This is a genomic window from Streptomyces sp. NPDC001515, from assembly GCF_053597115.1.
This window is the reverse complement of record NZ_JBSFHN010000001.1, coordinates 271,350-285,888: the sequence shown is the minus strand read 5'-3', so window position 1 is coordinate 285,888 and position 14,539 is coordinate 271,350. Positions and strand designations below refer to the sequence as shown.

At 69.4% G+C, this 14,539-nt stretch carries 13 protein-coding genes; 1 reads left to right on the top strand and 12 read right to left on the bottom strand.

Translation table 11 applies throughout. The features are described 5' to 3' along the window. Positions 1 to 4 precede the first annotated feature (4 nt). The 12 genes from nuoL to ACWCXC_RS01310 are packed head-to-tail and all read right to left on the bottom strand — an operon-like array spanning position 5 to position 12,832. A complete protein-coding gene (gene nuoL, locus ACWCXC_RS01365; protein ID WP_450885888.1) occupies positions 5 to 1,900 on the bottom strand; it encodes an NADH-quinone oxidoreductase subunit L in 1,896 nt (631 codons plus the stop codon). A gap of 13 nt (positions 1,901 to 1,913) precedes the next feature. After that, positions 1,914 to 2,213: an NADH-quinone oxidoreductase subunit NuoK gene (gene nuoK, locus ACWCXC_RS01360; protein ID WP_018101339.1), complete on the bottom strand. Its 300-nt coding sequence runs from the start codon at positions 2,211 to 2,213 to the stop codon at positions 1,914 to 1,916. Then, positions 2,210 to 3,040, bottom strand: a complete 831-nt coding sequence (locus ACWCXC_RS01355; RefSeq protein WP_450885886.1) for an NADH-quinone oxidoreductase subunit J — start codon at positions 3,038 to 3,040, stop codon at positions 2,210 to 2,212. The genes nuoK and ACWCXC_RS01355 overlap by 4 nt, the downstream gene beginning before the upstream one ends. Then, a complete protein-coding gene (nuoI, locus tag ACWCXC_RS01350) occupies positions 3,037 to 3,756 on the bottom strand; it encodes an NADH-quinone oxidoreductase subunit NuoI (protein ID WP_383643045.1) in 720 nt (239 codons plus the stop codon). Before nuoI ends, ACWCXC_RS01355 begins: the two co-directional genes overlap by 4 nt. After that, positions 3,749 to 5,152 (bottom strand): NADH-quinone oxidoreductase subunit NuoH, encoded by a 1,404-nt coding sequence (gene nuoH / locus ACWCXC_RS01345; RefSeq protein ID WP_450885884.1) that lies wholly within the window; start codon positions 5,150 to 5,152, stop codon positions 3,749 to 3,751. The genes nuoI and nuoH overlap by 8 nt, the downstream gene beginning before the upstream one ends. After that, entirely contained in the window at positions 5,149 to 7,653 is a 2,505-nt protein-coding gene (locus tag ACWCXC_RS01340) for an NADH-quinone oxidoreductase subunit G (RefSeq protein WP_450885882.1), read from the bottom strand. Before ACWCXC_RS01340 ends, nuoH begins: the two co-directional genes overlap by 4 nt. Continuing rightward, positions 7,650 to 9,014, bottom strand: coding sequence for an NADH-quinone oxidoreductase subunit NuoF (nuoF, locus tag ACWCXC_RS01335; protein WP_450684681.1), 1,365 nt, complete (start codon positions 9,012 to 9,014; stop codon positions 7,650 to 7,652). The genes ACWCXC_RS01340 and nuoF overlap by 4 nt, the downstream gene beginning before the upstream one ends. Then, the gene (gene nuoE / locus ACWCXC_RS01330; protein ID WP_450684716.1) at positions 9,014 to 9,838 is read right to left on the bottom strand and encodes an NADH-quinone oxidoreductase subunit NuoE; all 825 of its coding nucleotides are present in this window, start codon (positions 9,836 to 9,838) and stop codon (positions 9,014 to 9,016) included. The genes nuoF and nuoE overlap by 1 nt, the downstream gene beginning before the upstream one ends. Positions 9,839 to 9,867: 29 nt before the next feature. Further along, positions 9,868 to 11,190: an NADH-quinone oxidoreductase subunit D gene (locus tag ACWCXC_RS01325; protein WP_450684682.1), complete on the bottom strand. Its 1,323-nt coding sequence runs from the start codon at positions 11,188 to 11,190 to the stop codon at positions 9,868 to 9,870. Next, positions 11,190 to 11,903, bottom strand: coding sequence for an NADH-quinone oxidoreductase subunit C (locus ACWCXC_RS01320; protein ID WP_450684683.1), 714 nt, complete (start codon positions 11,901 to 11,903; stop codon positions 11,190 to 11,192). The genes ACWCXC_RS01325 and ACWCXC_RS01320 overlap by 1 nt, the downstream gene beginning before the upstream one ends. After that, on the bottom strand, positions 11,900 to 12,454 hold the full coding sequence (locus ACWCXC_RS01315) for a NuoB/complex I 20 kDa subunit family protein (RefSeq protein WP_111337185.1): 555 nt from the start codon (positions 12,452 to 12,454) through the stop codon (positions 11,900 to 11,902). The genes ACWCXC_RS01320 and ACWCXC_RS01315 overlap by 4 nt, the downstream gene beginning before the upstream one ends. Before the next feature lie 18 nt (positions 12,455 to 12,472). After that, complete coding sequence (locus ACWCXC_RS01310; RefSeq protein ID WP_003992243.1) at positions 12,473 to 12,832, bottom strand: NADH-quinone oxidoreductase subunit A; 360 nt, start codon at positions 12,830 to 12,832, stop codon at positions 12,473 to 12,475. Between the two features lie 782 nt (positions 12,833 to 13,614). Here ACWCXC_RS01310 and ACWCXC_RS01305 point away from each other — a divergent pair. Then, the gene (locus tag ACWCXC_RS01305) at positions 13,615 to 14,454 is read left to right on the top strand and encodes a C40 family peptidase (RefSeq protein WP_450684684.1); all 840 of its coding nucleotides are present in this window, start codon (positions 13,615 to 13,617) and stop codon (positions 14,452 to 14,454) included. The last annotated feature ends 85 nt before the right edge of the window (positions 14,455 to 14,539 follow it).

Here is a 14,539-nt window from a genome sequence, read left to right as displayed (position 1 = left end):
GGGATCAGACCGCCCTCATCAGCAGGGTCGCGGCGATGAGAACCGCCGTACCGCCGAACATCGAGACCGCGTAGGAGCGGGCGTAGCCGTTCTGCAGTTTGCGCAGCCGGCCGGAGAGCCCGCCCATGGACGCGGCCGTGCCGTTGACGACGCCGTCGACCAGGGTGTGGTCGACGTAGACCAGGGAGCGGGTGAGGTGCTCGCCGCCGCGGACCAGGACCACGTGGTTGAAGTCGTCCTGGAGGAGGTCGCGGCGGGCCGCCCGGGTGAGCAGCGAGCCGCGCGGGGCGACCGCCGGCACCGGCTTGCGGCCGTACATCGCCCAGGCGAGGGCGACACCGAGGACGAGCACCACCATGGTGGCGGCGGTGACGGTGGTCGCGCTGACCGGGGCGTCCCCGTGGCTGTGGCCGGTGACCGGCTCCAGCCAGTGCAGGAAGCGGTCGCCGATGGAGAAGAAGCCTCCGGCGAAGACCGAGCCGACCGCCAGGACGATCATGGGGATCGTCATGGAGCGCGGGGACTCGTGCGGGTGGGGCTCGTGGCCCTCGGCGTCCGGGACCCAGCGCTTCTCGCCGAAGAAGGTCATCAGCATCACGCGCGTCATGTAGAACGCGGTGATCGCGGCGCCCAGCAGGGTGACCGCGCCGAGGATCCAGCCCTCGGTGCCGCCCTTGGCGAAGGCCGCCTCGATGATCTTGTCCTTGGAGAAGAAGCCGGACAGGCCGGGGAAGCCGATGATCGCCAGATAGCCGAGGCCGAAGGTGACGAAGGTGACCGGCATGTACGTGCGCAGGCCGCCGAACTTCCTCATGTCGACCTCGTCGTTCATGCCGTGCATGACCGAACCGGCGCCGAGGAAGAGCCCGGCCTTGAAGAAGCCGTGCGTCACCAGGTGCATGATCGCGAAGACGTAGCCGATGGGGCCGAGCCCGGCGGCCAGGATCATGTAGCCGATCTGCGACATCGTGGAACCGGCGAGCGCCTTCTTGATGTCGTCCTTGGCGCAACCGACGATCGCACCGAAGAGCAGCGTGACCGCGCCGACGACCACGACGACCAGCTGCGCGTCGGGGGCGCCGTTGAAGATCGCGCCGGAGCGGACGATCAGATAGACACCGGCGGTGACCATGGTCGCGGCGTGGATGAGGGCCGAGACCGGGGTCGGGCCCTCCATCGCGTCACCGAGCCAGGACTGCAGGGGCACCTGGGCGGACTTGCCGCAGGCGGCCAGCAGCAGCATCAGGCCGATCGCCGTCAGCTTGCCCTCGCTCGTCTCGCCGGTGGCCTCCAGGACCGGGCCGAAGGCGAAAGTGCCGAAGGTGGTGAACATCAGCATGATCGCGATCGAGAGGCCCATGTCACCGACGCGGTTGACCAGGAAGGCCTTCTTGGCGGCGGTGGCCGCGCTGGGCTTGTGCTGCCAGAAGCCGATGAGCAGGTACGACGCGAGGCCGACGCCCTCCCAGCCGACGTACAGCAGCAGGTAGTTGTCGGCGATGACCAGGATCAGCATCGCCGCGACGAACAGGTTCAGATAGCCGAAGAAGCGGCGACGGCGCTCGTCGTGCTCCATGTAGCCGATCGAGTAGAGGTGGATCAGGGTGCCCACGCTCGTGATCAGCAGCACGAAGGTCATCGACAACTGGTCGAGCTGGAAGGCCACATCGGCCTGGAAGCCCTCCACGGGAATCCAGCTGTACAGCTTCTGGTGCAGCGCACGGTCCTCGGCGCCCTTGCCGAGCATGTCGGTGAAGAGCGCCACGGCGACGACGAAGGAGACGGCGGCGAGCGCGGTGCCGAGCCAGTGGCCGGCCCGGTCGAGGCGCCGGCCTCCGCAGAGCAGCACCACCGCTCCCAGCAGGGGCGCCGCGACGAGCAGCGCAATGAGGTTGTCCACGGTCTAGCGCCCCTTACAGCTTCATCAGGCTGGCGTCGTCGACCGAGGCCGAGTGACGGGAACGGAACAGCGACACGATGATCGCGAGCCCGACCACGACCTCCGCGGCGGCGACGACCATCGTGAAGAACGCGATGATCTGGCCGTCGAGATTGCCGTGCATCCGGGAGAAGGTCACGAACGCGAGGTTGCAGGCGTTGAGCATCAGCTCCACGCACATGAACACCACGATCGCGTTCCGCCTGATCAGGACCCCGGCGGCGCCGATGGTGAACAGCAGAGCGGCGAGATAGAGGTAGTTGACCGGGTTCACTTGGCGACCTCCTCTTCTTCTGCGGTGTCCCGGCCCAGCCGCTCACCGGAGCGCTGCTCCAGTGCCTTGAGGCCGGCCAGCGACTCGTGGGACACGTCGCGCATCTGGCCGCGCTTGCGCAGCGTCTGCATGACGGTGAGTTCGGACGGGGTGCCGTCGGGGAGCAGACCGGCGATGTCCACGGCGTTGTGCCGGGCGTAGACGCCGGGGGCGGGCAGCGGCGGGAGGTGCGTGCCGCGCACGCGCTCCTCGGACAGCTCCCGCTGGGTCTTGGCCCGCTCGGTGCGCTCGCGGTGGGTGAGCACCATCGCGCCGACGGTCGCGGTGATCAGCAGCGCGCCGGTGATCTCGAAGGCGAAGACGTACTTGGTGAAGATGAGGCTGGCGAGCCCCTCCACGTTTCCGCCGTGCTCCGTGTTGGCGGTGCCCAGGCCGTTGAAGCTGTTCAGCGAGGCGTTGCCGATGCCGGCGATCAGCAGGACGCCGAAGCCGAGGCCGCAGCCGGCGGCCAGCCAGCGCTGGCCCTTGATGGTCTCCTTGAGGGAGTCCGCGGCCGTGACGCCGACAAGCATGACGACGAAGAGGAACAGCATCATGATCGCGCCCGTGTAGACGACGATCTGGACGATGCCGAGGAAGTAGGCGCCGTTGGCGAGGTAGAACACCGCCAGGATGATCATGGTCCCGGCGAGGCTCAGCGCGCTGTGCACCGCCTTCTTCATGAGCACCGTGGACAGGGCGCCGAGCACGGCGACCGTGCCCAGCACCCAGAACTGGAACGCCTCGCCGGTCGAGGTCTGGGAGGCCGCTGCGGCCAGGCCGGTCATGCGTCCACCTCCTGCGCGGAGCCGTTGCCCTCGCTGTGCGCGTCCTCGGGCTTCTCGCCCTTGGAGACGGCGACCTGGCGCTCCGTACCGGGAGCGGCCTCGGTCACCAGGCCCCGGTAGTAGTCCTGTTCGTCCATGCCCGGGAAGATCGCGTGCGGGCTGTCGACCATGCCCTCCTCCAGGCCCGCGAGCAGCTCGTCCTTGGTGTAGATGAGGCTCTCGCGGGTGGTGTTGGCGAGCTCGAACTCATTGGTCATCGTGAGCGCCCGGGTCGGGCACGCCTCGATGCACAGACCGCAGAGAATGCAGCGCGCGTAGTTGATCTGGTAGACGCGGCCGTAGCGCTCCCCCGGGGAGTAGCGCTCCTCGTCCGTGTTGTCCGCGCCCTCGACGTAGATCGCGTCCGCCGGACAGGCCCAGGCGCACAGCTCGCAGCCGACGCACTTCTCCAGGCCGTCCGGGTGGCGGTTGAGCTGGTGCCGCCCGTGGAAGCGCGGCGCCGTCACCTTCGGCGTCTCGGGATACTGCTCGGTGAGCCGCTTCTTGAACATGGCCTTGAAGGTCACGCCGAAGCCGGCCACCGGATTGAGGAACTTCTCCTCCGAGGACGGGGAGGATCCCGACGCCCCGGAGCCGCCCGAGGGCGCGACCGCCCCCTTCGGCCCGGTGGGCTTCGCCGGCTTCCCGGACCCCGGGGACCCAGACAGTTCAGACACCGCCGGCCTCCTTTCCGTCACTCGGATTTCCGTCACTCTGAGTATCCATGCCACCACTGACAACGAGCTCCCGCTCGCGCCGCGGCCTGCGCCTCGGCACCGGCGGCAGGGTCTGTCCGGGCAGCGGCGGCACCGGGAACCCGCCCGCCATCGGGTCGAACGCGGGCTCCGGTTCGGCACGCCCGGCGGCGGCCTTGTCCTGCTTGTCGCGGAAGATGTCGACGACGAAGGAGATCAGCAGGACCGCGATCACGGCTCCGGCCACGTAGAGCAGGATCCTGGTGAAGTCGTAGCCCTCGTTGCGCAGCGCCCGCACGGTCGCGACCAGCATCAGCCAGACCACGGAGACCGGGATGAGCACCTTCCAGCCGAGCTTCATCAGCTGGTCGTAGCGGACGCGGGGCAGCGTGCCGCGCAGCCAGATGAAGAAGAACAGCAGCAGCTGGACCTTGAGGACGAACCAGAGCATCGGCCACCAGCCCTGGTTCGCGCCCTCCCAGAAGGTGCTGATCGGCCACGGGGCCCGCCAGCCGCCCAGGAAGAGGGTGGTGGAGACCGCCGAGACGGTGACCATGTTGACGTACTCGGCGAGCATGAACATCGCGAACTTGATCGACGAGTACTCGGTGTTGAAGCCGCCGACCAGGTCGCCCTCGGACTCCGGCATGTCGAACGGGGCGCGGTTGGTCTCCCCGACCATCGTGACGATGTAGATGATGAAGGAGACCGGCAGCAGGATGATGAACCAGCGGTCCTCCTGCGCCTCCACGATCTTCGAGGTCGACATCGACCCGGAGTAGAGGAAGACCGAGGCGAACGCGGCGCCCATGGCGATCTCGTACGAGATCATCTGCGCGCAGGAGCGCAGACCGCCCAGGAGCGGGTACGTCGAGCCGGACGACCAGCCGGCCAGCACGATGCCGTAGATCCCGACCGAGGCGACCGCGAGGATGTAGAGCATCGCGATCGGCAGGTCGGTGAGCTGCATCGCCGTGCGGTGGCCGAAGATCGAGACCTGGTTGTCGGAGGGCCCGAAGGGGATCACGGCGATCGCCATGAACGCCGGGATGGCCGCGACGATCGGGGCGAGGACGTAGACGACCTTGTCCGCCCGCTTGACGACGACGTCCTCCTTCAGCATCAGCTTGATGCCGTCGGCGAGCGACTGGAGCATGCCCCAGGGGCCGTGCCGGTTGGGGCCGATGCGCAGCTGCATCCAGGCGACGACCTTGCGCTCCCACACGATGGAGAAGAGCACGGTCACCATCAGGAACGCGAAGCAGAAGACCGCCTTGATGACGACGAGCCACCAGGGGTCGTTGCCGAACATCGACAGGTCCTCGGCGGCGAGCACGGTGCTGTGCGGCGCCGCGGCGAGTTGAGCGAAGGCGCTCACGCCCCCACCTCCGGTGCGTCGTCGGGAGTGCCGGCGGCGGGGCCGATCCGGACCAGGCCACCGGGCTGTACGCCGGTGTCGCCCGGGACCCCGCGTCCGGCGGAGTTCAGCGGCACCCAGACCACCCGGTCCGGCATGTCGGTGATCCGGAGCGGCAGTTCGACGGAGCCGGCCGGGCCGGAGACGGCGAGGAGGTCGCCGTCCTTGACACCGGTCTCGGCGGCCGTGGCCGCGGAGAGCCGGGCGAGAGCGGCGTGCCGCGTCCCGGCCAGCGCCGGGTCGCCGTCCTGGAGGCGCCCCTGGTCGAGCAGCATCCGGTGGCCGGCGAGGATCGCCTCGCCGTCACCGGGCCGGGGCAGCGGCTGCGCGGGGACGCGCGGCTCGTCGGCGTGATCGCCCTGCCAGTGGCCGAGCCGGTCCAGCTCGCGGCGTACGGACTTCAGGTCCGGCAGCGCGAAGTGGGTGTCCATGGCGTCGGCCAGCATGTGCAGCACCCGGGCGTCGCCGGGGGCGGGCGTCCGCGTCATCTGCTCGGGCTTCAGCGCGGCCTCGAACATCCGCACCCGGCCCTCCCAGTCGAGGAAGGTCCCGGCCTTCTCGGCGACCGCGGCCACCGGGAACACCACGTCGGCGCGGTCGGTGACCTCGCTGGGCCGCAGCTCCAGGGAGACCAGGAAACCGACCGCGTCCAGCGCCTCCAGGGCACGGGCCGGGTCCGGCAGGTCCTCGGTGTTCACCCCGGCGACGAGCAGCGCGCCCAGCTCACCGGTGGCCGCGGCCTCGATGATCTGGCCGGTGTCGCGGCCGAAGCGGGAGGGGAGTTCGGCGACGCCCCAGACGGCCGCCACCTCGTCCCGGGCCCTCGGGTCGGTGGCCGGGCGGCCACCGGGCAGCAGCGACGGGAGCGCGCCGGCCTCCACCGCGCCGCGCTCGCCGGCCCGGCGCGGGATCCACACCAGCCGGGCCCCGGTCGCGGTCGCCGTCCGCACCGCGGCGGTCAGCCCGCCGGGCACCCCGGCGAGCCGTTCGCCCACCACGATCACGGCGCCCTCGGCGCGCAGCGCCTCGGCGGCGGCGGCACCGTCGCCGTCCAGGCCGACACCGCCCGCGATGGCATCCAGCCATTCGGTCTCGGTGCCGGGGGCGGCGGGCAGGAGGGTGCCGCCCGCCTTGCCGAGGCCCCGGGTGGCGTGCGAGGCGACGGAGAAGGTGCGCTGGCCGTGCTTGCGGTGGGCCTTGCGCAGCCTGAGGAAGACGCCGGGGGCCTCCTCCTCGGACTCGAAGCCGACCAGCAGCACGGTCGGGGCCTTCTCCAGCGAGGTGTACGTGACCCCGCTGCCGTCCAGGTCCGTGCCGCGCCCCGCGACGCGCGAGGCCAGGAAGTCGGCCTCCTCGCCGCTGTGCACCCGGGCCCGGAAGTCGACGTCGTTGGTGTCGAGGGCGGTCCGGGCGAACTTGGCGTACGCGTAGGCGTCCTCGACGGTCAGCCGGCCGCCGGTGAGGACACCGGTCCGGCCGCGCGCGGCGGACAGGCCCTCGGCCGCGGCGGCCAGCGCCTCGGGCCAGCTCGCCGGCTCCAGCTCACCGGACTCGCCCCGCACCAGCGGGGTGGTGAGCCGGTCGCGCTGCTGGGCGTAGCGGAAGCCGAAGCGGCCCTTGTCGCAGAGCCATTCCTCGTTGACCTCGGGGTCGTTGGCGGCCAGCCGTCGCATGACCTTGCCGCGCCGGTGGTCGGTGCGGGTGGCGCAGCCGCCGGCGCAGTGCTCGCACACCGAGGGCGTGGAGACCAGGTCGAAGGGGCGGGAGCGGAACCGGTACGCCGCCGAGGTCAGCGCGCCGACCGGGCAGATCTGGATGGTGTTGCCGGAGAAGTACGACTCGAAGGGGTCGCCCTCGCCGGTGCCGACCTGCTGGAGCGCGCCGCGCTCGATCAGCTCGATCATCGGGTCGCCGGCCACCTGGTTGGAGAACCGGGTGCAGCGGGCGCAGAGCACGCAGCGCTCGCGGTCCAGCAGCACCTGGGTGGAGATCGGCACGGGCTTCTCGTAGGTCCGCTTCCTCCCCTCGAAGCGGGAGGTCGCGTCGCCGTGCGACATCGCCTGGTTCTGGAGCGGGCACTCGCCGCCCTTGTCGCAGACCGGGCAGTCCAGCGGGTGGTTGATGAGCAGCAGCTCCATCACCCCGCGCTGCGCCTTGTCCGCGACGGGCGAGGTGAGCTGCGACTTGACGACCATGCCGTCGGTGCAGGTGATGGTGCAGGACGCCATCGGCTTGCGCTGGCCCTCGACCTCGACGATGCACTGGCGGCAGGCGCCGGCGGGGTCGAGGAGCGGGTGGTCGCAGAAGCGCGGGATCTCGATGCCGAGGAGTTCGGCGGCGCGGATGACCAGGGTGCCCTTGGGCACGCTGATCTCGATGCCGTCGATGGTCAGCGTGACGAGGTCCTCGGGCGGGATCGCCGCTTCGCCGCCCCCGGAGGGCGCACTCGTGGTGACTGTCATGCGTTCACCCCCTGGGATGCGTTCTTGTCGTCGGCCCAGAGGGTCGATTTGGCGGGATCGAAGGGGCAGCCCTTGCCCGTGATGTGCTGCTCGTACTCCTCGCGGAAGTACTTCAGCGAGGAGAAGATCGGCGAGGCGGCGCCGTCGCCGAGGGCGCAGAACGACTTGCCGTTGATGTTGTCGGCGATGTCGTTGAGTTTGTCCAGGTCGGCCATCTGGCCCTTGCCGGCCTCGATGTCTCGGAGCAACTGGACGAGCCAGTAGGTGCCTTCGCGGCAGGGTGTGCACTTGCCGCAGGACTCGTGCGCGTAGAACTCGGTCCAGCGGGTGACGGCCCGCACCACGCAGGTCGTCTCGTCGAAGCACTGGAGCGCCTTGGTGCCGAGCATGGATCCGGCGGCGCCGACGCCCTCGTAGTCGAGGGGCACGTCGAGGTGCTCCTCGGTGAACATCGGGGTGGAGGAGCCGCCGGGCGTCCAGAACTTCAGCCGGTGGCCGGGGCGCATCCCGCCGCTCATGTCGAGGAGCTGGCGCAGGGTGATGCCGAGCGGGGCCTCGTACTGGCCGGGTCCGGCGACATGGCCGCTGAGCGAGTAGAGCGTGAAGCCCGGGGACTTCTCGCTGCCCATCGACTTGAACCAGTCCTTGCCCCGGTTCAGGATCGCGGGAACCGAGGCGATGGACTCGACGTTGTTCACCACGGTGGGGCAGGCGTACAGACCGGCGACCGCGGGGAAGGGCGGGCGCAGCCGGGGCTGGCCGCGCCGTCCTTCGAGCGAGTCGAGCAGCGCGGTCTCCTCACCGCAGATGTACGCGCCGGCGCCCGCGTGCACGGTGAGTTCCAGATCGAGTCCGGAGCCCAGGATGTCCTTGCCGAGATAGCCCGCCTCGTACGCCTCGCGGACGGCCTCGTGCAGCCGTCGCAGGACGGGGACGACCTCGCCGCGCAGATAGATGAAGGCGTGCGAGGAGCGGATCGCGTAACAGGCGATCACGATGCCCTCGATGAGGCTGTGCGGGTTGGCGAAGAGGAGCGGGATGTCCTTGCAGGTCCCCGGCTCCGACTCGTCGGCGTTGACGACGAGGTAGTGCGGTTTGCCGTCGCCCTGCGGGATGAACTGCCACTTCATCCCGGTGGGGAAGCCGGCGCCGCCGCGCCCGCGCAGTCCGGAGTCCTTGACGTACGCGATGAGGTCGTCCGGGGACATGGCGAGGGCCTTGCGCAGTCCCTCGTAGCCCTCGTGGCGGCGGTAGGTCTCCAGGGTCCAGGACTCGGGCTGGTCCCAGAACGCGGAGAGGACGGGGGCGAGCAGCTTCTCGGGGCTGGTCCCGTTCTGATTGAGTTCGGTGGCCAACGTCATCACTCCCCCTCCTCGGCCGCGGGTCCTGCCGGGTGGTCCGGGTCGGATGCCGAGGTCTGCTGCGGCGCGTCGTGGGAGCTGAGGTGCTCGGCGCCCTTCTGCGGCTGGTCGCCGGGCGCCTCGCCGCGCGGGCTGACGACGCGGGCCTGCGGGGCGGCTTCGCCCTTGGCGAGCTTCAGTCCGATGAGCGAGGCGGGGCCGGCACCGCCGGAGGCGGCGACGGCGCCGGGGCGCTCGTCGGGGAAGCCGGCCAGGATCCTGGCCGTCTCCTTGTACGTGCAGAGGGGGGCGCCCCGGGTGGGCTCGACGGGACGTCCGGCGATGAGGTCGTCGACCAGCCGGGTCGCGCTCTCGGGCGTCTGGTTGTCGAAGAACTCCCAGTTGACCATCACGACGGGCGCGAAGTCGCAGGCGGCGTTGCACTCGATGTGTTCGAGCGTGACCTTGCCGTCGTCTGTGGTCATATCAGAACCGTCGTTCCCGACGCCGAGGTGTTCCTTGAGCCGGTCGAAGATCGCGTCGCCGCCCATCACCGCGCAGAGCGTATTGGTGCAGACGCCGACCTGGTAGTCGCCGCTCGGCCTGCGCCGGTACATCGTGTAGAAGGTGGCGACCGCGGTGACCTCGGCGGTGGTGAGGCCGAGCACCTCGGCGCAGAAGGCCATGCCCGTACGCGAGACGTACCCCTCCTCGGACTGCACCAGGTGCAGCAGCGGCAGCAGCGCGGAGCGGCTGCCGGGGTAGCGGGCGATCACCTCCTTCGCATCCGCTTCGAGCCTGGCGCGCACCTCGGCCGGGTAGGCGGGGGCGGGGAGCTGCGGCATCCCCAGACTGACTTCCTGACGTGCTTCGGTCACCGGTCGACGCCTCCCATCACGGGGTCGATGGATGCGACGGCGACGATGACGTCGGCGACCTGGCCGCCCTCGCACATCGCCGCCATGGCCTGGAGGTTGGTGAAGGACGGGTCGCGGAAGTGGACCCGGTAGGGGCGGGTTCCGCCGTCCGAGACGACGTGCACGCCGAGTTCGCCCTTGGGGGACTCGACGGCGGTGTACGCCTGTCCGACGGGGACCCGGAAGCCCTCGGTCACCAGCTTGAAGTGGTGGATCAGGGCCTCCATGGAGGTGCCCATGATCTTCTTGATGTGGTCCAGCGAGTTGCCGAGGCCGTCCGGGCCGAGCGCGAGCTGCGCGGGCCAGGCGATCTTCTTGTCGGCGACCATGACCGGTCCGGGGGCGAGCCGGTCGATGCACTGCTCGATGATCCGCAGCGACTGGCGCATCTCCTCCAGCCGGATGAGAAAGCGGCCGTAGGCGTCGCAGCTGTCGGCGGTGGGGACCTCGAAGTCGTAGGTCTCGTATCCGCAGTACGGGTCGGTCTTGCGCAGGTCGTGCGGGAGTCCGGCGGAGCGCAGGATCGGTCCGGTGGCGCCGAGCGCCATGCAGCCGGTCAGGTCCAGGTAGCCGACGTCCTGCATGCGGGCCTTGAAGATGGGGTTGCCGGTGGCGAGCTTGTCGTACTCCGGCAGGTTCTTCTTCATGGTCTTCACGAACTCGCGCAGCTGGTCGACCGCGCCCGGGGGCAGGTCCTGGGCGAGGCCGCCGGGGCGGACGAACGCGTGGTTCATCCGCAGTCCGGTGATCAGCTCGAAGAGATCGAGAACGAGTTCACGATCGCGGAAGCCGTAGATCATGATCGTGGTGGCGCCCAGCTCCATGCCGCCGGTGGCGATGCACACCAGGTGGGAGGAGAGCCGGTTGAGCTCCATGAGGAGCACGCGCAGGATGCTGGCGCGGTCGGGGATCTGGTCCTCGATGCCCAGCAGCTTCTCCACGCCGAGGCAGTACGCCGTCTCGTTGAAGAACGGCGTCAGGTAGTCCATGCGCGTGACGAAGGTGGTGCCCTGCGTCCAGCTGCGGTATTCGAGGTTCTTCTCGATGCCGGTGTGGAGGTAGCCGATGCCGCAGCGGGCCTCGGTGACGGTCTCGCCGTCGATCTCCAGGATGAGCCGGAGCACGCCGTGGGTGGACGGGTGCTGCGGGCCCATGTTGACGATGATGCGCTCGTCGTCGGAGGCGGTGGCGTTCTCGACGATCTCGTCCCAGTCGCCGCCGGTGACTGTATATACAGTCCCCTCGGTCGTGGCGCGGGGCGTGGCATGGGGAGTGGTCATCAGGAGTACGACCTCCGCTGGTCCGGAGCCGGGATCTGGGCGCCCTTGTACTCGACGGCGATGCCGCCGAGCGGGTAGTCCTTGCGCTGCGGGAAGCCCTGCCAGTCGTCCGGCATCATGATCCGGGTGAGGGCGGGGTGCCCGTCGAAGATCAGCCCGAAGAAGTCGTAGGCCTCGCGCTCGTGCCAGTCGTTGGTCGGGTAGACCGGCACGAGGGACGGCAGGTGCCGGTCGGCGTCCGGGGTGGACACCTCCAGGCGGATCAGCCGGCCGTGGGTGAGCGAGCGCAGGTGGTAGACGGCGTGCAGTTCACGTCCCTTGTCGCCGGGGAAGTGGACGCCGCTCACCCCCGTGCAGAGCTCGAAGCGCAGCGCCGGGTCGTCGCGCAGGGTCCGGGCGACGGTGAGCAGGTGCTCGCGGGCGATGTGGAAGGTGAGTTCGCCGCGGTCCACGACGGTCTTCTCGATGGCGTTCTCGGGGAGCAGGTCCTGCTCCTCCAGGGCGCCCTCCAGCTCGTCGGCGACCTCGTCGAACCAGCCGCCGTAGGGACGGGAGGAGGCGCCGGGCAGGGCCACGGTGCGGACCAGGCCGCCGTAGCCGCTGGTGTCGCCGCCGTTGTTGGCGCCGAACATGCCCTTGCGTACGCCGATGACCTCGCCGTGCTCGTCGCGCGGGGCGGGGACGCCGTTGGTGGTGTTCTGCTCGTCGCTCACCGCAGGAGCCCCTTCATCTCGATCAGGGGCAGGGCCTTGAGCGCCGCTTCCTCGGCCTCGCGGGCGGCCTCCTCGGCGTTGACCCCGAGCTTGGAGCCCTGGATCTTCTGGTGGAGCTTGAGGATGGCGTCCATCAGCATCTCGGGCCGCGGCGGACAGCCCGGCAAATAGATGTCAACCGGGACAATATGATCAACACCCTGAACAATGGCGTAATTATTGAACATTCCACCGGATGACGCGCAAACACCCATGGAGATGACCCACTTGGGGTTGGGCATCTGGTCGTAGACCTGACGCAGGACGGGCGCCATCTTCTGGCTCACCCGTCCCGCCACGATCATCAGGTCCGCCTGCCGCGGCGAGCCGCGGAAGACTTCCATGCCGAACCGGGCCAGGTCGTAGCGCCCGGCCCCGGTCGTCATCATCTCGATGGCGCAGCAGGCGAGGCCGAAGGTGGCGGGGAAGACGGAGGACTTCCGCACCCAGCCGGCGGCCTGCTCGACAGTGGTCAGTACGAAGCCGCTGGGCAGCTTCTCTTCGAGTCCCATGGTGTGCCCCTCAGCCCCTCAGTCCCATTCCAGGCCGCCGCGTCGCCACACGTACGCGTAGGCGACGAAGACGGTGAGCACGAAGAGCAGCATCTCCACGAGCCCGAAGATCCCCAGGGCGTCGAAGGTGACCGCCCAGGGATAGAGGAAGACGATCTCGATGTCGAAGACGATGAACAGCATCGCCGTCAGGTAGTACTTGATGGGGAAGCGGCCGCCTCCGGCCGGAGTCGGGGTGGGTTCGATACCGCACTCGTACGCTTCGAGCTTCGCTCGGTTGTAGCGCTTGGGGCCGATAAGCGTGGCCATGACCACGGAGAAGATCGCAAACCCTGCCCCGAGGGCGCCGAGCACGAGGATGGGCGCGTAGGCATTCACGCTCCTCGCTCCTTCCAGTCGTCCTTGACCGTTGGACCGCATCGGGCGAACCGGTTCCCCGCCTCACCAAGATCGTGCACATGTGAGGCAGTTCACAAGCCCGACTGCCCCGCATCCTATGCCCGCCGCCTTGTGATCTGCGACACGGGGTACGACAACGCCTTTGTGATCTCCACCACCTGACGAACGATCATGAAGTCGGATGAGCGGTGATCTTCGTACACGAAGCGGCCGAGTGATCACGAGACGTGACATCCACGGCCGTACGCGCTGGTCAAACGGGTGTCGCTCTATCAAGCGGAGGCACCATCCGCCAAATTGGCCATGGACGCGAGCGGGTGATAAAGGAATCCTCCGCCGATGCGCGAGCGTTCGTCACCCGCGCGGGGGCCTCGCGTGGAACGAAGTGGACGCAAAGCCGCATCCACCCCCTAGGGGGCGAATGACCCGCCACCCGGGGCCGGTTCCGCACCCCCGCCCCCAGGCCGCCGCGCCCGTCGGCCGCGATCGCCCTCCAGTGAGACCATCCTGTGACCTGCGTCACCCCTAGAGGGACGGCCGAAAACCGGGCTTGGCCAACCGTGTGAACGGATGGTAAGTGACGGGCAATTCGGGCGTATTGCTGAAAACCCGTGCTCACGGCCATGTTGACGTCTGCCCGATTTGCCCGTTACGGCGTCAATAAAGGTCCCCAGAAAGCGGATTCACAGATTCCGGACGTAACTGTGTCGCAACACACGTTTCTTGATGGGACCCCTACGGCCCTGATAGCGCTAGTACCCATGTCCCACTCCGCTCTCATACCCAGCCACCGGAAGCCCCGCCGAAACGCCTCCAAGACGGCGCTGCGGGCCGGAGTTGCCGGTGGCGTCCTCAGCACGATCGCGGTCGCGGGTGCCGCCGGTCCGGCGCAGGCCGAGCCGGTGACCCAGACCATCGAGATGCCGACCCTCACGGACGGCCTCTCGACCACCGTCGCGGCGTCCGCCGAGGCCACGCAGCAGGTCGCCCTGGACCTGGAGACGCAGGCCCACGAGGACGCGGCCGCCACCAGCGCCGCCAAGGCCGCCAAGAAGGCCAAGGCCGAGGCCGTCCGCAAGGCCGAGGCCAAGAAGAAGGCCGAGGCCGCCGCGAAGGCCAAGGCGGAGGCCGCCGAGCGCGCCTCCCGCACGGCCGCCCGCACGACGCTCAGCACCACCTCGGGCTCCTCGTCGTCCTCGTCGTCGTCCGCCTCCACGGCCACGGCCTCGTACTCCTCCAGCGCCACCGGCTCCGCCGCCTCCGTCGTCGCCTTCGCGCAGGCACAGGTCGGCGACGCCTACGTGGCCGGCGGCACCGGCCCCAACTCCTGGGACTGCTCCGGCCTCGTCCAGGCCGCGTTCCGCACGGTCGGCGTCGACCTGCCGCGCGTCTCGCAGAGCCAGTCGACCGCGGGCACCCAGGTCTCGCTGAGCAACCTCCAGCCGGGCGACATCCTGTACTGGGGCAGCGCGGGCAGCGCATACCACGTCGGGATCTACGTGGGCAACGGCCAGTTCGTCGGCGCGCAGAACTCCTCCACCGGAGTCGTGCAGCGCCCGCTGTCGTACGACATGCCCACGGGCGCCGTCCGCGTGCTCTGAGTTCACGGTTTCACAAGCGCTCCGGCGCACGGTGAAGGGCCGCCGCTCCCCCGCTCGGGAGCGGCGGCCCTTGGGCGTCACCGTT